The 16,189-nt window shown below is 65.1% G+C and carries 19 protein-coding genes; 11 read left to right on the plus strand and 8 right to left on the minus strand.

Translation table 11 applies throughout. The annotated features are described in order from the left end of the window. Window positions 1–332 precede the first annotated feature (332 nt). Together psbC and psbD are read right to left on the minus strand one after the other, a co-directional pair. Complete coding sequence (gene psbC, locus KJJ24_RS00375) at window positions 333–1,721, minus strand: photosystem II reaction center protein CP43 (protein WP_214339979.1); 1,389 nt, start codon at window positions 1,719–1,721, stop codon at window positions 333–335. Continuing rightward, window positions 1,705–2,760: a photosystem II D2 protein (photosystem q(a) protein) gene (psbD, locus tag KJJ24_RS00380; protein ID WP_214339501.1), complete on the minus strand. Its 1,056-nt coding sequence runs from the start codon at window positions 2,758–2,760 to the stop codon at window positions 1,705–1,707. Before psbD ends, psbC begins: the two co-directional genes overlap by 17 nt. Before the next feature lie 185 nt (window positions 2,761–2,945). On the opposite strand from psbD, the gene KJJ24_RS00385 reads away from it, so the two are divergent. Together KJJ24_RS00385 and KJJ24_RS00390 are read left to right on the plus strand one after the other, a co-directional pair. Next, window positions 2,946–3,512, plus strand: coding sequence for a photosystem I assembly protein Ycf4 (locus tag KJJ24_RS00385; protein ID WP_214339981.1), 567 nt, complete (start codon window positions 2,946–2,948; stop codon window positions 3,510–3,512). Between the two features lie 8 nt (window positions 3,513–3,520). Beyond that, window positions 3,521–4,219, plus strand: a complete 699-nt coding sequence (locus KJJ24_RS00390; RefSeq protein ID WP_214339989.1) for a peptidylprolyl isomerase — start codon at window positions 3,521–3,523, stop codon at window positions 4,217–4,219. A gap of 12 nt (window positions 4,220–4,231) precedes the next feature. On the opposite strand, the gene ilvN is transcribed toward KJJ24_RS00390, so the two are convergent. After that, window positions 4,232–4,762, minus strand: a complete 531-nt coding sequence (gene ilvN / locus KJJ24_RS00395) for an acetolactate synthase small subunit (protein WP_214339994.1) — start codon at window positions 4,760–4,762, stop codon at window positions 4,232–4,234. 20 nt (window positions 4,763–4,782) lie between these two features. Next, window positions 4,783–5,745: an alpha/beta fold hydrolase gene (locus tag KJJ24_RS00400; RefSeq protein ID WP_214339996.1), complete on the minus strand. Its 963-nt coding sequence runs from the start codon at window positions 5,743–5,745 to the stop codon at window positions 4,783–4,785. On the opposite strand from KJJ24_RS00400, the gene KJJ24_RS00405 reads away from it, so the two are divergent. The 4 genes from KJJ24_RS00405 to KJJ24_RS00420 all read left to right on the plus strand — a co-directional run bounded on the left by KJJ24_RS00405 (window position 5,735) and on the right by KJJ24_RS00420 (window position 8,341). Beyond that, window positions 5,735–6,889 carry a N2,N2-dimethylguanosine tRNA methyltransferase gene (locus KJJ24_RS00405; RefSeq protein WP_250544816.1) on the plus strand — a complete coding sequence of 385 codons (1,155 nt, stop codon included), beginning with the start codon at window positions 5,735–5,737 and terminating at the stop codon, window positions 6,887–6,889. The genes KJJ24_RS00400 and KJJ24_RS00405 overlap by 11 nt on opposite strands. Window positions 6,890–6,907: 18 nt before the next feature. Then, window positions 6,908–7,009, plus strand: coding sequence for a cytochrome b6-f complex subunit PetM (petM, locus tag KJJ24_RS00410; protein ID WP_214339998.1), 102 nt, complete (start codon window positions 6,908–6,910; stop codon window positions 7,007–7,009). Between the two features lie 62 nt (window positions 7,010–7,071). After that, on the plus strand, window positions 7,072–8,034 hold the full coding sequence (locus tag KJJ24_RS00415; RefSeq protein ID WP_214340000.1) for an NAD(P)H-binding protein: 963 nt from the start codon (window positions 7,072–7,074) through the stop codon (window positions 8,032–8,034). Window positions 8,035–8,125: 91 nt separating this feature from the next. Further along, entirely contained in the window at window positions 8,126–8,341 is a 216-nt protein-coding gene (locus KJJ24_RS00420; protein ID WP_214340002.1) for a hypothetical protein, read from the plus strand. Between the two features lie 27 nt (window positions 8,342–8,368). Here the strand turns inward: KJJ24_RS00420 and KJJ24_RS00425 are convergent, their stop codons facing one another. Then, complete coding sequence (locus KJJ24_RS00425) at window positions 8,369–9,058, minus strand: pseudouridine synthase (protein ID WP_214340004.1); 690 nt, start codon at window positions 9,056–9,058, stop codon at window positions 8,369–8,371. 166 nt (window positions 9,059–9,224) lie between these two features. Here KJJ24_RS00425 and infA point away from each other — a divergent pair, with 166 nt between their 5' ends. Beyond that, window positions 9,225–9,494, plus strand: coding sequence for a translation initiation factor IF-1 (infA, locus tag KJJ24_RS00430; RefSeq protein ID WP_214340006.1), 270 nt, complete (start codon window positions 9,225–9,227; stop codon window positions 9,492–9,494). A gap of 153 nt (window positions 9,495–9,647) precedes the next feature. Here infA and trxB read toward each other — a convergent pair whose 3' ends face one another. From trxB to KJJ24_RS00445, 3 genes are all read right to left on the minus strand, one after another. After that, a complete protein-coding gene (gene trxB, locus KJJ24_RS00435; RefSeq protein WP_214340008.1) occupies window positions 9,648–11,048 on the minus strand; it encodes a thioredoxin-disulfide reductase in 1,401 nt (466 codons plus the stop codon). 89 nt (window positions 11,049–11,137) lie between these two features. Further along, the gene (locus KJJ24_RS00440) at window positions 11,138–11,383 is read right to left on the minus strand and encodes a hypothetical protein (RefSeq protein WP_214340010.1); all 246 of its coding nucleotides are present in this window, start codon (window positions 11,381–11,383) and stop codon (window positions 11,138–11,140) included. Between the two features lie 94 nt (window positions 11,384–11,477). After that, window positions 11,478–12,914, minus strand: a complete 1,437-nt coding sequence (locus tag KJJ24_RS00445; protein ID WP_214340012.1) for a DEAD/DEAH box helicase — start codon at window positions 12,912–12,914, stop codon at window positions 11,478–11,480. 117 nt (window positions 12,915–13,031) lie between these two features. On the opposite strand from KJJ24_RS00445, the gene KJJ24_RS00450 reads away from it, so the two are divergent. From KJJ24_RS00450 to KJJ24_RS00465, 4 genes are all read left to right on the plus strand, one after another. Beyond that, complete coding sequence (locus KJJ24_RS00450) at window positions 13,032–13,208, plus strand: hypothetical protein (protein ID WP_214340014.1); 177 nt, start codon at window positions 13,032–13,034, stop codon at window positions 13,206–13,208. A gap of 112 nt (window positions 13,209–13,320) precedes the next feature. After that, complete coding sequence (locus KJJ24_RS00455; RefSeq protein WP_214340016.1) at window positions 13,321–14,469, plus strand: NAD(P) transhydrogenase subunit alpha; 1,149 nt, start codon at window positions 13,321–13,323, stop codon at window positions 14,467–14,469. Continuing rightward, window positions 14,466–14,777: an NAD(P) transhydrogenase subunit alpha gene (locus KJJ24_RS00460; RefSeq protein ID WP_214340018.1), complete on the plus strand. Its 312-nt coding sequence runs from the start codon at window positions 14,466–14,468 to the stop codon at window positions 14,775–14,777. The genes KJJ24_RS00455 and KJJ24_RS00460 overlap by 4 nt, the downstream gene beginning before the upstream one ends. Then, on the plus strand, window positions 14,774–16,189 hold the full coding sequence (locus tag KJJ24_RS00465) for an NAD(P)(+) transhydrogenase (Re/Si-specific) subunit beta (protein WP_214340021.1): 1,416 nt from the start codon (window positions 14,774–14,776) through the stop codon (window positions 16,187–16,189). The genes KJJ24_RS00460 and KJJ24_RS00465 overlap by 4 nt, the downstream gene beginning before the upstream one ends.

Genomic DNA, 16,189 nt, shown 5'->3' on the forward strand with positions numbered 1-16,189 from the left:
GTGACAGACTGCCTGTCATTATTTCTTTGGCACTTCAAGAACTGGCTCTTTTTCGGGGCTAAGGGTCAGCAGGATTTGGGGGTTGCGGCCTGCAGGAATGCACTGGAGCCCACGCTTTTATGAAATCTCCGCAGAAGATCGGAATCCGACACTAGCGAGTAGACGCTGTGTCCATCACCTCGGCTTGCACGTGTTCTCTCTCGCCTTTTCTGATTGTTTCTGGTGAGTACTGTTTCGGATTCTTTCTTCGCTACAGCTTGATAACTACCCAATTCCAGATAAAAAAGCCCCCGCCTTGCGGCGAGGGCTGAGGGTCGTTCGCTGATCTGAGATCAGTCGAGGTCGGGCATGGCCAGAGTGGGCTCGGCCTTGCGGTCGATGCCTTTCTCGAAGCCAGCAGCAGCAGCGCGGGCGCGGCCGGCGTGCCACAGGTGACCCACCAGGAAGAAGAAGGCGAGCACGAACTGAGTCGCAGCTAGCCACTGGCGGATGTTTACGAAGTTCACCGAGTTGGGCTCGGTGATGATGCCGCCCACCGAGTTGATGGAGGCGTTGGGGGCGTGGGTCATGTATTCAGCCGCTCGGCGCACTTGCCAGGGCTGAATGTCGTTCTGGAGCTTGTCGAGGCTCAGGCCGTTGGGGCCGCGCAGGGGCTCCAGCCAGGGACCACGGAAGTCCCAGAAGCGCATGGTTTCACCACCAAAGATGATCTCGCCCGTAGGGGAGCGCATCAGGTACTTACCCAGACCGGTGGGGCCCATGGCTGAACCGATATTGGCGCCAAGGCGCTGGTCACGCACCAGGAAGGTGAAGCTCTGAGCCTGGGAGGCTTCGGCGTTGGTGGGGCCGTAGAACTCCGAGGGGTAGGCGGTGTTGTTGAACCAGATGTAAGCCGAGGCGATGAAGCTCATGAAGCTCAAGGCGCCCAGGCTGTAGCTCAGGTAGGCCTCACCGTTCCAGATGAAGGCGCGGCGCACCCAGCCGAAGGGCTTGGTGATCACGTGCCAGATGCCACCGAAAATGCAGGTGAGTCCAAGCCAGATGTGGCCACCGATGATGTCTTCCATCGAGTTCACACCGATGATCCAGCCCTCGCCGCCGAAGGGGGCGCGGAACAGATAACCGAAGATCACACCAGGATCAAGGGTGGGGTTGGTGATCAGGCGCACGTCGCCGCCACCAGGAGCCCAGGTGTCGTAGACGCCACCGAAGAACATGGCCTTGAACACCAGCAGCAGGCAGCCCACACCCAGAAGGATGAGGTGGTAGCCAATGATGTTGGTCATCTGGTTTTTATCGCGCCAATCCTGCGAGAAGAAGGCGGAATAGTTTTCCAGAATTTCGGGTCCACGCAGTGCGTGGTACAGACCGCCGAGGCCGAGCACGGCGGAGCTGATCAGGTGCAGCACACCCACCACGAAGAAGGGGTAGAGGTCAACAACCTCACCACCTGGGCCCACGCCATAGCCAAGGGTGGCCACGTGGGGGAACAGGATCAGGCCCTGCTCATACATCGGCTTATCGAAGGTGAAGTGGCTCACCTCGAACAGCATCATTGCGCCAGCCCAGAACACCATCAAACCGGCGTGGGCGACGTGGGCTCCCAGCAGGCGACCCGACAGGTTGATCAGACGAGCATTCCCCGACCACCAGGCATAGCCCGTGGAGTCGAGGTCCTTCCCGCCGATCCCGGAGAGAGAAGGATTAGAGAGCGTTACCACGGGGCAGAACCTCTTCAGGGAAGACGAAGTTTTCGTGCGGCTGGTCAGCCGGTGCCATCCAGGCACGCAGACCTTCATTCAGAAGAATGTTCTTCGTGTAGAAGGTCTCGAATTCAGGATCCTCAGCAGCGCGGATTTCCTGCGACACGAAGTCGTAGGCACGCAGGTTGAGGGCCAGTCCGATGATGCCGATGCTGCTGGTCCACAGACCCATCACCGGCACAAACAGCATGAAGAAGTGCAGCCAACGCTTGTTGGAGAACGCGATCCCGAAGATCTGGCTCCAGAAGCGGTTGGCGGTGACCATCGAATAGGTCTCTTCTTCCTGGGTGGGCTCAAACGCCTTGAAGGTGTTGGCCTGCTCACCGTCTTCAAACAGGGTGTTCTCCACCGTGGCGCCGTGGATGGCACACAGCAGAGCGCCACCGAGGATGCCGGCCACGCCCATCATGTGGAAGGGGTTCAGCGTCCAGTTGTGGAAGCCCTGCAGGAAGAGCAGGAAGCGGAAGATGGCGGCCACGCCAAAGCTGGGTGCAAAGAACCAGCTGCTCTGGCCGAGGGGGTACATCAGGAAAACACTGACGAACACCGCAATCGGGCCGGAGAAGGCGATGGCGTTGTAAGGGCGGATGCCCACCAGGCGGGCGATCTCGAACTGACGCAGCATGAAGCCGATCAGGGAGAAGGCGCCGTGCAGGGCCACGAAGGTCCACAGACCGCCGAGCTGGCACCAGCGCACGAAGTCGCCCTGGGCTTCAGGGCCCCAGAGCAAGAGAAGGGAATGGCCCATGGCATCAGCCGGGCTGCTCACCGCAGCGGTGAGGAAGTTGCAGCCCTCCAAATAGGAGCTGGCAATGCCGTGGGTGTACCAGGAGGTGACAAAGGTGGTGCCGGTCAGCCAGCCACCCAGCGCCAGGTAGGCGGTGGGGAACAGGAGCAGACCCGACCACCCGACAAAAACGAAGCGGTCGCGCTTGAGCCAGTCATCGAGGACGTCAAACCATCCCCGCTGCGGCGCGCGCCCTACAGCGATCGTCATGGGTGGAAAAAACCGCGGGCTGTGGGTTACCGGGCGATGGTAACAACGTTGAACCGCAGCGCGAGGCGGGTTTTGGCGGGCTGACACGGCCCGTCACCATTGCGTTTTGGGTATTTGTGCTCAGGCCCTGGCCAGCCTGGGCGCAAGGCGCGCCAAGATGGCAGGCCACCGGTTGTAACGCCTGTATGGCCTCGGCATCTGCAGCGAAGGCTGCCTCTTCCTCCGAGCTGCTCGAGCAGGATGTGTTGGGCTCCCGCCGTCTGTCCAATGTGTTGGTGGCGGCTGTGGTGAGCACCGGCGGGCTTGGTTTTCTGCTCACCAGTGCCTCCAGTTACTTCGGAAAGGACCTGCTGCCGATCGGCAATCCGGCGGCCCTGAGCTGGGTCCCCCAGGGCCTGGTGATGGGCCTGTATGGCATCGCTGCAGCCCTGCTCTCTTCCTATTTATGGGCTGTGATCGCTCTCGATGTGGGCGCGGGTGCCAACAGCTTCGATAAGAGCTCCGGCACCCTCACCGTGACGCGCCGTGGCTTCCGTCAGCGGATCAGCGTGACCACCCCTCTCAAAGACATCCAGGCCGTGAAGGTGGATGTGCGCGACGGCCTCAACCCCCGCCGCCGCCTGGCCCTGCGGGTGCAGGGTCGCCGCGATCTGCCCCTCACCCGCGTTGGCGAACCGATGCCCCTGGCCGATCTCGAGCGCGGTGGTGCCGAGCTGGCCCGCTTCCTCGGCGTGCCGCTGGAGGGTGTGTGATGCCCGCGATGCGTTCCCTTCTACTGGCGCTGCTGCTGCTGCTCAGCCCCTTCGGCCCCGTGGCCTGCGCAGCCCCTGGCCCGTCTACCAGCGTTGGCTGCGGCAGCTCTGGTGTGCCTTGCCTCAAGGGCACGGCCCTGGTGGAGCTCAACACCAGCAAGGGCAAGGTGGAGCTCAGCCTGGATGGCGCCGCCGCCCCGCTCACGGCTGGCAACTTCGTGGATCTCGTGCGCCGCGGTGCCTACAACGGCACCCTGTTCCACCGCGTGGTGAAGGAGCCCATCCCCTTCGTGGTGCAGGGGGGCGATCCCCAGAGCGCCAACCCCAACACCCCGGTTGATCTGCTGGGCACTGGCAGCTTCATCGACCCCACCACGGGCCAGCCACGGCTGATCCCGCTGGAGCTCTTCCTTGATGGTGAGGGCAGCCCGCGCTACGGCGAAATCACCGTGGGCCCTGGTCAGGCCGAGCGCCTCAAGCTGCAGCATCAGCGCGGAGCGCTGGCGATGGCCCGATCCAACGACCCCAACTCGGCCAGCGCGCAGTTTTATATCGCTCTTCGTGCTCTGCCTGAGCTGGATGGTCGCTACGCCGTGTTTGGCCGGGTGACCAAGGGGATGGATGTGGTCGACCAGATCAGCCAGGGCGACAAGCTGATCAGCGCCAAGCTGCTGCAGGGCGGCACCCTGGTGCAAGACGCCAAGTAAGCCGTTGCCGGCTCAGGCCGGCACGCGCTTATCAAGGCTGGTGACCTTGAGATAAGGGGTGCTCACGCCTGAGGCACGTTCCAGGGAAATGCGGCCTGTGCGGGCGATTTCGAGGATGCCGTAAGGCTTGAGCACGTTTTCCAGGGCGACCAGCTTGCCTGGATCACCCACCACCTCCACGGTGAGGGCTTCGCTGCCGAGATCCACCACACGGGCACGGAACACCTGCACCAGATCGAGGATCGCCGACCGCTTGCTCTCGGGTGCTGACACTTTCACGAGCATCAGTTCACGCTCCACGGCCGGGATGCGGGTGAGGTCGGTGACCTCGAGCACGTTGATCAACTTGTCGAGCTGTTTGCTCATCTGAGCGAGGGTGCGATCGTCGCCCTCCACCACCATCGTGAGCCGAGAGACACCCTGGCGTTCAGCTGGCCCCACCGCCAGGCTCTCGATGTTGAAACCGCGGCGGGCAAACAGGCCGGAGATGCGGCTGAGCACGCCCGATTCGTCTTCCACCAGCACCGACAGGGTGTGCTTCATGCCCAGGGCTGTGCGCGTGGCTAATCAGCACCCAAATTACGCGCCAGCCAGCTCAACACGTGCCGATTGAACAAGGCCGGTTGCTCGTCATGGGGGCAGTGGCCCAGATCGGGCAAGAGCTGCAGCTCTAGATCCGCTTTGTGCCGCCGCAGTTGGCCGCTGATCACCGGCGGCACCAGCCGGTCGCGGCTGCCCCACACCACCAGCAGCGGCTGCTGCATCCGGGCCAGCAAGACCGCCGCTGTGGCGCCATGGGGCCGTAGGGCCATGCCGATGCTCATCGCCCGCAGCGCCTGGGGTGCCCGAGGTCGTAGCGCTGGCCGCGCCACCAGGCGGCGCAGCTCCCTGTCGATCGCTTCGGGATCGGTGTAAGCGCTGCGCAGGCCTAGGTCAAGCAGTGGTGAACGGGCGATCAGTGGCACCAGCAGCTCGAGGGGGAGCAGCCGGCAGAGCACCACCACCACTTGGCGCTTCAGCTGCCGGCGCCAGGGGCGCTGCCGCCGCCGCATGGGCATCAGCAGCGTGGGATCCGGTAGCGGTGCTGCCACCACCCCGGCCACCCACACCGGATAAAACACGGCACAGGTGATCGCCACCAGGCTGCCCAGGGAGTTGCCCACCAGCACGGCCGGCGTCTGCACCACCTGCTCAAGGAAGCCCTGCAGCTGGCGCGCCCAGAGGCGGTTGTCGAGCGGGCGGTGGCGTTGGTGCCCCGGCTGGCTGGAGGCGCCAAAGCCCACCAGATCGATCGCATACACACACCAGCCCGCTGCGGCCAGCTCTGCAGCGTTATGCCGCCAGTGGCCGCTGGCGGCACCGAAGCCATGGATCAGCACCAGAGCTGGATGGCGCCGATCGCCCAGCACGCGCCAATGGCAGGCATGCTCCTGCCATTGCCAGGTGCCGTGTTCACCCCACTGGGACCCCGTGGGGGCAGGCTGGGGGTAGGGCGCAGAGGCTGGGGAAGCGGTGGTGGCCGACACGGCAGAGCGCTCTGGGCAGATGCATCACTATTGCGAAGGTGCTGCGGCGCTGGAGCTGGGGGCCGGATTTTTTCGGCCGGAATCCCGCCCCTCCCGCGATCTGGGGGTGCTGCTGGCAGCTCAGTTGGCCCAGCAGTCGCCGCTGCGGGTGCTGGATCTGATGGCCGGTTGCGGCATCCGCGCTCTGCGCTACGGCCTTGAGGCCAGGGCGGCAACGGTGTGGGCCAACGATGCCGATGGTGAGCGCCTGCCGCTGTTGCAGCGCAACCTCGCCCCCCTGGGCGACGCGGCTGCCATCACGGATCTCACGGCCCAGAAGCTGTTGGCAGGGTGCCTGCTCGAGGAACGCCGCTTCGGGTTGCTCGACCTCGATGCTTTCGGCTGCCCCACCGCTTTGGTGCCCGCCGCGCTGGAGGCCTTGAAGTTTGAAGGAGTGCTGTATCTGGCTAGCACCGATGGCCGCTCCCCCACCGGCCACGACCGCCCTGCCGCCATCCGCTCTTTAGGTGCCGCGGCTCGTGCCCATCCCGCCAGCTGGGAGCTGGCCCTGCGCCTGCAGATCGCCGTGGTGGCCAGAGCTGCCTGGGCCCTCGGCCGAGGTATCCGGCCGCTGTTCAGCTTCAGTGAAGGCCGCACCTTCCGCACCGCCATTCAGTTGCAGCGCCGTGCGGATACCCATCAGGAGAAGCTGCTGGGGTTGCTGGCCCATTGCCACACCTGCGGCGATCAGCTGCAGCAGAGCCTGCTGCAGCTGCGGCAATGGCCCGCCTGCGCCTGCAGCGGCCCCGATCCCGCCCCGCCGCTGGCCGTCTCTGGCCCCCTTTGGCTGGGGCCGCTGCAGCACCCCCCCACCCTGAAAGCGATGTTGGCTGCAGCCGCAGCCGCGCCCGCAGATTTCGTCGCCCCGGCTAGCCGAAGGCTGATCGAGCGTTTGCTCGCGGATCCCGGCGAGCCGGCCCGTTGCTGGCCCAGCGCTGAGTTAGGGCGGCGCTTGGATGGTGGCACCCCGGCCACCGAGCCGCTGCTTCGCGCCCTGCGCGCCGAGGGCTACATCGCCCTGCGCTCTGGGGTGATGGATGGATTGTTTCGCTGCAATGCTCCCTGGCCACGCGTGTTGGAGCTGGCGGCTGCGCTAAACAGGTAGCCGTAACTGCACCTGGTCATGGCCTCGGAGATCTTCGGCACTGCAGCGCTGTTCTGGGTTCTGATCCCCATCGGCCTCGTGGGTGGTGCTCTGCTGCTGAAGCTTGAGGGCAACAGCTGAGGTTCTGGCGAGCGCGCGGCAGCAGGCACACCACTAGGCTCGTGCCTCGCTGAACAAGCCTCATGCAGGTGCTGGTGATCGGTGCTACGGGCACGCTGGGCAGGCAGATAGCCCGGCAAGCCCTCGATGCCGGCCATCAGGTTCGCTGCATGGTGCGATCGCCTCGGCGTGCCTCCTTCCTGCAGGAGTGGGGCTGCGAGCTCACCCGTGGTGACCTGCTCGAGCCCGACAGCCTCGATTACGCCCTTGAAGGCCAAGAGGCGGTGATTGATGCCGCCACGGCCCGGGCCAGTGATCCCGGCAGTAGTTACGACATCGATTGGAGCGGCAAGCTCAACTTGCTCAACGCCTGCGAGCGCGCCGGGGTTAAGCGGTTTGTGTTCGTGTCGCTGCTGGATGCGGCTAAGCATCGCGATGTTCCGTTGATGGACATCAAGCACTGCACGGAGCAGGCTTTGATCGATTCCGATTTCGATTACACGATCCTGCGCTGCGTGGCCTTTATGCAGGGTCTGATCAGCCAGATCGCTATTCCGGTGCTGGAAAACCAAACGGTGTGGGTGAGCGGCACCCCCACGCCGATCGCCTACATGAACACGCAAGACGTGGCCCGTTTTGCCGTGGCCGCTCTAAGCCGGGAAGAAACGATTCGCAAAGCTCTGCCGGTGGTGGGGCCCCGCGCCTGGAGCACGGGTGAAATCACCCAACTCTGTGAGAAGTACAGCAGCAAGAGCTCACGCTTGTTCCGCGTGCGCCCCTTCCTGTTGCGCATGATGCAGGGCGTTGCATCGTTCTTTGAGCCGGCCGTCAACGTGGCTGAGCGCCTCGCCTTCGACAAGGTGATCGGTGGTGGCACCCCTCTCGATGCACCGATGGAGGAGAGCTACGCCGCCTTCGGCTTGGATCCTGCCGATACCACCAGCCTCGAGAGCTACTTACGCGAGTATTACGACACCATTCTCAGGCGCTTGCGCGAGATGGAAGCCGACCTTGATAAGGACGCCAAGAAGAAACTGCCCTTCTGAGGCCTGGCCTAAAGCCGTGACCGCACGGATGGCACCGTCTGTGGTGCGCCTGTACTATTGATTCAGTGTTGGCGCCGGCGGCGCGTGTGTGATGGGCATTGCGCAAACGAAGAATCTCCAGCGCCGCCTCGGTGTGCTCGAGCAAGAGGCCATCGAGGAGATCACTCGTGCCTGCGGTCATGAGCTCTGGCAGAGCGTGGGCTTCGAAGCCCTCGACAGCCTCTCTGATCCCGATCGGCGTGCCCGCGCCAACTACTACTACGGGCAGTTGCAGGTGGTGCGTGAGCTCAAAGACACACTGGGCTGAGGTTGGCGCCTCGTTCGCTAAGCCGCCTTATCCGCCGCCAGCGCCCCGGCCTGATTTCCCGCCTCCGGCTCGGCCGCCGCGACCCGGGGAGCGTCGCCCTGGTTGTTGAAGCAGAGCCTGCAGCCGTCGTTCCTCATCGCGATCCACCCAGCGCCACTCCCCGGGTCCAAGCCCTTCGAGCCTGAGAGGCGGTGCACCATCCATCAGATCGATCCCCACCCGCAGCAGCCTGAGGGTGGGCAGGCCTACGGCGGCCGTCATGCGCCGAACCTGCCGGTTGCGTCCCTCCCGCAGTTCTATCTCCAGCCAGCTGGTGGGGAGATGGAGGCGTTGGCGGATGGGTGGATTGCGCTCCGGCAGGCCCGGATCATTGATCGTTCGAGCCCGAGCTGGCAGGGTGCGCTGTTTCTGGATCAGCAGCCCCTGTTCGAGGCTGCGTAGCTGATCAGGAGCAGCTTCCCCCTCCACCTGCACCCAATACCGGCGCCAGTGGCCCCAACTCGGATCGGTGAGCCGCTGTTGCAGCCGCCCATTGGCGGTGAGCAGGAGCAGACCTTCACTGTCGGCATCGAGCCGGCCTGCCGCGTATACATCCGGGATGGGGATGTGCTCTGCCAGGCAGCCCCAGCGGCTGCCCGGCTCCGGGGTGAATTGGCTCAGCACCCCATAGGGCTTATGGAAGAGAAGCGTGCTCAGGAGGCCTGGCGAGCGCGCCACAAATTCACCACCCCGATCGAGATCAGCAGCAACCCAAGATCCATCGTCACGGGAGGCAGCATCATCAGGGTCTCGGCTTGTGGGGTTGAGCGAGCGCCGACCCTAGCGGTTCTGGTGCGCGAACTAGACTCTGATGAGCAGTACGTCTTTCCAGCGGCAGCCGCGCATGATCGAGACTTCCGGTGTGATCGAGAAGGAGCAGGGCAACGGGTTTTACCTGGTCACCCTCGAGCAGCCAGCAGGCCACCAATGCCTCTGCCGGGCGGCCGGAAAGCTCACCAAGTTCCGCATCAAGTTGCTGGCCGGCGACAAGGTGCTGGTGGAGATCAGCCCCTACGACCTGAGTCGCGGCCGCATCACCTATCGCGAGCGCAATGCTGCAGCGGGCGGCCCTCGCCCCGGTGGCAACCGTCCCGGCGGTCCGCGTCGTCGCTGATCGCTGATGACAGCAGCCGGGAATCAGGTGCTCTGAAGCCCTGACCCGGTTTGCTTTGGGTGTGTGTGTTGATGCTGTCCAAGTCGGGATATCCACGGATATCCCGACTTGGACACTCTGTTGATGGGGCGACTGTGCCGCCCGGCTGGCTCGTCAGCCCACAGCAGCGCCTAGCAGCTGTTCGATCGCGGCCTTGAATTCGCTGCGCTGTTTCACGCCGCGGAATTGCTGCTTGAGCTCTTTCTGGAAGAACAGCTGCACCGTGGGGGTGCCGCTGACGCCAGCTTGTTGCGCGATGTCCTGATCGGCATCCACATCGATCTCAACGCCCTGCGCGCGGCCGCCGAGCTCATCGAGTACCCGTTTCAACTGGGGCTTGAGCACATGGCAGGGGCCGCAGGTGGGTGAGGTGTAGACCACCAGCAGGGGTTTGTCGCAGTCGTGGTACAGCTTGCGCAGGGCATAGCTGCCTTTTTGCCAGAGGGCGTTGGCATCGAAGTTGCTCTCATCGCTTTCGGCGGTGCGTTTCACCTCGCCCACCTCGGCTGGCTCCACCGGCTCCTGGCTCACGGTGACGGCCAGGTTGTGGTGGGTGAGCCAGCGCTCGGCCGCTAGGGCGGCCTGGCAGCCGCTGCCGGCGGCGGTGATGCCTTGGCGCCATTCGGCATCGGCCACATCGCCAGCGGCATACACGCCGTCAATGCTGGTTTCGGGGCGGCCTGGCTGAGTCACCAGGTAGCCGTGGTCATTCACCTCCAGCTGGCCCCGCACAAGGCGGGTGTTGGGGGTGTGACCGATGGCATAGAAGAGGCCCCGCACGGGCACTTGTTCGCTGGCGCCGCTGCCATCGGTGGCCACCAGGTCGATGGCTTCGAGCCATGCGCCGCCGCTGCAATCACGGATCTGGCGGTTCCAATGCACCGTGATGTTGGGGTTGGCCAGCACCCGATCCGCCATCGCTTTGCTGGCCCGCAGCTGAGCGGAACGCACGATCAGATGCACGCGGCTGCCGTATTTGGTGAGGTACACCGCTTCTTCGCAGGCGGAGTCGCCGCCGCCCACCACCGCCAGCTCTTCATTGCGGAATTGAGGGGTGGCTCCGTCGCAAATGGCGCAGGCGCTGATGCCGGCATTCCAGAAGCGCTCCTCACTGGGAAGGCTGAGGCGGTTGGCGCTGGCGCCGGTGGCCAGGATCACCGATTGGGCGCTGATCGTTTGGCCGTCGGCCTGGATGCGGAAGGGGCGTTGAGAGAGATCAATGCTGTCGGCATCAGCCTCCACCAGGCGGGTGCCCCAGCGCACGGCCTGGGCCTTGAGCCGATCCATGAGATCCGGCCCCAGGATGCCGTCGGGAAAGCCTGGGAAGTTCTCCACGTGGGTGGTGGTCATCAGCTGACCGCCAGGGATGCCACCGTCTTGAAAGCCCGTGATCACGATGGGGCGCAAATTGGCGCGGGCGGCGTAGATAGCGGCGGTGTAACCAGCAGGGCCAGAGCCCACGATCACCACGTTTTCAACGGCAGCACCTGCGGCACTGGGAGCGGCATCGGCCACGGCTTATGCGGATCGACTTCGCATAAGAGCCTAGCGGTGTGAAAGGGGCGGTTGGTTGACGCCCGGGGGTAAGCGGCTTTAGGTTTTTTTCAGATTTCTAAAAGTCCGTCGCTCTCGCTGCTGCCGCTTGATTGATTCAGCTTGCTGAAGTCGGGAACCATCAGCACCTGGTCTGCCATCAGCTCCGGATGCTGATCCACGCAGAGGATCCACTCGCGGAATTCCTCGGTGAGTGCATAGCTGTCTTCGTAGCGCTCCCTGTCGTCGAGGCTGGCAATGCGGGCTGCCGACCAATTGATCGCAACGGTGAGGCGGCGCTGGATGGAGCCGTTCATAAGTGTCCCGCGATGGCACCACGCTGGTCGGCAGCTAGGCCGATTGGGGTGCGATTTCGCAAAAGGTCGCACTTTTTGCTGCAATCGAATGTATTTATCGCTGCACAAGGAAGTTCGGCAGCTCCGGCCCGCGCATGCGGATCACGGCCCCGGCGCCATCTTCCACGGCCTGCAGCGGCAGTGATGCCCCTCGCATCGCTCCACTGCTCTCGGGTTCAGCTTCGTTGGTTTTCGGGCGCAGCACGTAGGGCTCGCTCAGCGACCACGTGCGGGCGTATTGCATCAGCAGCGGGTCGGCCGGGGCAAACACATACGACGGCTGGCGTGGCACCGGTTCGGTGGCGGTGCGCTCACCATCCATGCGCACGGCTCGGGTGATGCCCTGCACGAAGCGGGTGCGGGTCACCACGGTGGTGAGGTACGCCACCACCCGCAGACGCGGTGCATCGAAGCCCTCGGCGCACATATCGATGCTCACCAGCCAGTCGGCCTCGCCTGCCTTGAAGGTGTTCATGCGCTGCGAGGCCTCCGGATCCTGGGAGTGCACCAGGTGCACCCGATCGCCTTCTTCTTCGAGTAAGCCGCAGATGCGGCGGGCATGGGCGATGTCGCGGGCGATCACCAGGCCGCCGGCACCGGGGTGCTCCCGCCGTACCGCCTCTAGGCGCCGGCGGGCATTGAGCAGCAGCCGCAGGGCGATGCTGCTGCTGTCGCCCAGGCGGATGGCGCGGCGTAGGTTGCGGGCCCGCCAGCTCTCGCGTTGCTCCTGCGAGAGGGGTGAGCGCTCGCTGTCGCCCAGTTCCCCCTGGCGGCCGTGGTCGACCCATCCATCCTGGAAGCGGAATTCCAGGGGGCGCACATCGCCGGCGGCGATCAGCTCCCGGGGCTCCACGCTCAGGTCTGGTGCGATCTGCTCCACCCAGCCCTGGCCATCGTGCACCTGGATGCGGCGGGCGGCGCAGAAGGCCAGATTGTCGGCTCGGAAGGGTGTGCCGGTGAGCCCCAGCCGCAGGCTGGCCCCCGCGCTCAGCCGACTGAAGGCGTGGCCCCAGGCGGTGGCGTCTGGTTCCTCCGGGTCCATGCCCAGGTGATGCACCTCATCGGCGATGGCTAGCCAGGCCCCCCAGCCGGCCTGCTGCAGCTGTTGCTCGAGCGCTTCGAGATTGCGCCCTGCGGCCTGATAGGTGATCAGCAGGCCGTGCTGTGGCCCCTGGGGACTGCTGCTGGTGGTCCATTCCCGTAGATCCAGCCCCAGGCGCTCGGCGGCCCCCAGCCATTGGCTGGCAATGGAGCTGCGGTGGCAGAACACCAGCAGATGCTGGAGCCGGCCTTCGCGCTCCAGCCGCTCAAAGCTGAGCAGCGCGCCGAGGGTTTTGCCGGCGCCTGGGCCGGCGTTGATCAGCACGTCGTGGCTGCCGGGGCGCTCCAGGCGCCGGCGCAGCAGCTGGATCAACTGCGTTTGCCACTGGCGCGGTTGCAGCCCTGCTTGGGGGCGCCCCGGCGGGCTCAGATCGAACGACGGCAAACCCATCCCGCCATTTTGTGGGTATGCAGCGAAAAAAGTTGAGGGTTTCTACCTATTCGCTTTGGCGCTGGAGTCCTTAACTTCCGGCCATCACCCCCGCTCCGGGCCCCAACCCGTCAGCCCATGCTTGAGCGCTCCCCCTTTTCCCTCAGCCCCGACGAACTGCGTCAGCGCTTTGAGCGTGCCCTCGATCTCGAGTGCGACCTCGATCCGATGATCCTGCGGGCTCGCCAGCTCAGACGGCAGGGCTCCACTCCCCAGGCCCGCTGCCTGGAGCAGGAGCTGCTGCCGCTGTTTTGAATCGGGCCGGGTGCGGACTTGTGCGGATGTGAGCACACGCCCCTGAAAAGCGTTGCCCGTGCGGCCTCAGCAGGCAAACACTGGGCCGTTGTGACATGAAGGCGGCGAAGGATTGACTCGTGTGTTGGTGCCGCGGGAGTGCCGGCCTGGTGAAACCCGTGTGGCAGCCACCCCTGAAACGGTGCGTCGTCTCAGTGCCAAGGGCTGCACGCTGCATGTGGAGCAAGGGGCAGGAGCGGCCAGCGGCTTTGATGATGCGGCCTACAGCGAGGCCGGTGCTCAGTTGATCGACCCCGCTGCGGCGGCCGATCTCTGGCGCCAGGCCGATGTCGTTCTGGCAGTGCAGGCGGCAGCCCTTGCCGAGCAGCGGCCCGAACTCGAGACCTTGCGGCCGGGCGCACTGTTGCTGGGCTTGCTGGAGCCCCATGGCAATGAGCCGCTCAAGCAACGGCTTGAGCAACGGCGCCTTTCGGCGATGGCGCTGGAGCTGCTGCCGCGCATCAGCCGCGCCCAGAGCATGGATGTGCTCTCGTCTCAGGCCAACATCGCCGGCTACAAGGCTGTGCTGCTGGCAGCGGCAGCCCTGGATCGCTACGTGCCGATGCTGATGACGGCTGCTGGCACGATTCAGCCGGCGCGTGCCCTGATTCTTGGGGCTGGCGTCGCTGGCCTGCAGGCCTTAGCCACGGCCCGGCGCCTTGGGGCGGTGGTGTACGTGAGCGATGTGCGCGCTGCCGCCAAAGAACAGGTGGAATCGCTGGGTGGCCGCTTCATCGCACCCCCGGAGCAGGAGCAGAAGCCCGGTGAATCCGGCGGCTATGCCCAACAGGCCACGGAGGCCTTCCTGGCCGAACAGCGCCGCCAGCTCACCGAGCAGTTGTCCCTGGCCGACATGGTGATCTGCACCGCCCAGGTGCCCGGCCGGCCGGCACCGCGCTTGATCGACGACGCCATGCTCCAGCACATGCGCGCCGGCAGCGTGGTGGTGGATCTGGCGGTGGCCCAGGGCGGTAACTGCGCAGGCAGTGAGCCCGGAACCACGGTGGTGCGCCATGGCGTGCAGCTGATTGGTGCTGATCAGCTGCCCTGCAGCGTGGCCAACCACGCCAGTGCTCTCTATGCGCGCAATGTGGCGGCCCTGCTGGAGCACGTGCTCGCAGCGTCCGGCAGCGAGCCCAGCGCACTTCAACTCGACCTGGAGGATCCGATCGTGAGCGGTTGCCTATTCACCCACCACGCCCCGGCAGGAGTGGCGGCATGACCACCCTTTCGCAAGCGCTCTGGGTGCTCCTGCTCGGCAGCCTGCTGGGCCTAGAGCTCATCGGCAAGGTGCCCCCCACCCTGCATACGCCGCTGATGAGCGGTGCCAATGCCATCAGCGGCATCACGGTGCTGGCCTCGATCACCTTGATCGCCAAGGCTCAGGGCAACCCGGCCCTGCTGATCCTCGGTTCGCTGTCGATGGGCTTTGCCCTGTTCAACGTGATCGGGGGCTTCCTGGTAACGGATCGGATGCTCGCGATGTTCAGCCGCAAATCCACCAGCAAGAAGAGCGGAGGCGCACGATGAACGTGCTCGATCTCTTTGGCTACCTGATCGATCTGCTGGCGGTGCTCCTGCTGGCCCTGGGGCTAAAAGGCCTCTCCACGGTGCGTTCAGCCCGCTCTGCCAATGGCCTCGCAGCCTTGGCGATGGGCCTGGCGGTGCTGGGGCTGTTGCTTCAGCTCCAACCCGACCCCATGGCTTGGCTGTGGATCGCCATCGGCACCTCCATCGGTGGTCTGTTGGGGCTCCTCACTGCCCGACGGGTGCCGATGACGGCCATGCCCGAAACCGTGGCCCTGTTCAACGGCTGCGGCGGCATGGCTTCGCTGCTGGTGGCCATGGCCGTGGCCCTCTACGACAGCGATGGCGCTGATTTGGTGGAGCTGATCTCCATCGTGATCTCCGTGTTCGTGGGTGCGATCACCTTCAGTGGTTCGATCGCCGCCATGGGCAAGCTGCAGGGGTGGCTCGGCACCCCAGGCTGGACCCAGAGCAGCGTGCGCCATGGCGTGAACATCGCCCTGGCCATCGCCGCCCTGGTGGGGGCCTTCGCCTTGCCGGGCGATCCCACCGGTTCTCCCCTGTGGCTACTGCTGGTGGCCTCCAGCCTGCTGGGCATCGGCGTGACCCTGCCGATCGGCGGCGCCGACATGCCGGTGGTGATCTCGCTGCTCAACTCCTATTCGGGTGTGGCGGCAGCCGCAGCCGGCTTTGTGGTGGGCAGCCAACTGCTGATCGTGGCGGGCGCCATGGTGGGCGCGGCTGGCCTGATCCTCACCCAGGTGATGTGCACGGGCATGAACCGCTCCCTGGTGAGCGTGCTCTTCGGTGGGGCCCTCGGCGGCAGTGCTCCGGTGGGTGGTGGCGGCGGTGAGGCCGGCTACAGCCGCATCGTGAGCTGCAGCGCCGAGGAGTGCGCCATGGCACTGGAGAACGCCGAGCGGGTGGTGTTTGTGCCCGGCTATGGCCTGGCGGTGGCCCAGGCCCAGCACGCCCTGCGCGAGCTCTCCAAGCTGCTGGAAGCCAACGGCTCTGAAGTGAGCTACGCCATCCATCCGGTGGCGGGCCGCATGCCTGGCCACATGAATGTGCTGCTGGCGGAGGCTGATGTGCCCTACGAGCAGCTGCTCGAGATGGACACGATCAACCCCGAATTCCCCCGCACCGATGTGGTGATCGTGCTAGGCGCCAACGATGTGGTGAACCCCGACGCCAAAAACGACGCCCAGAGCCCCCTCTACGGCATGCCCGTGTTGGAGGTGGATCAGGCGCGCCAGGTGTTTGTGGTGAAGCGCAGTCTCGGCGCCGGCTACGCGGGCATTAAGAATGCTTTGTTCGAGCTGCCCCAGACGGCCATGGTGTTCGGTGATGCCAAGGCCGTGCTGCAACAGCTCTGCACGGAGCTGCGCAGCCAGGGTGTCGGAAAAGCTGCCTGA

The sequence above is a fragment of the Synechococcus sp. LA31 genome (genome assembly GCF_018502385.1).
Classification (GTDB): Bacteria; Cyanobacteriota; Cyanobacteriia; order PCC-6307; family Cyanobiaceae; genus Vulcanococcus.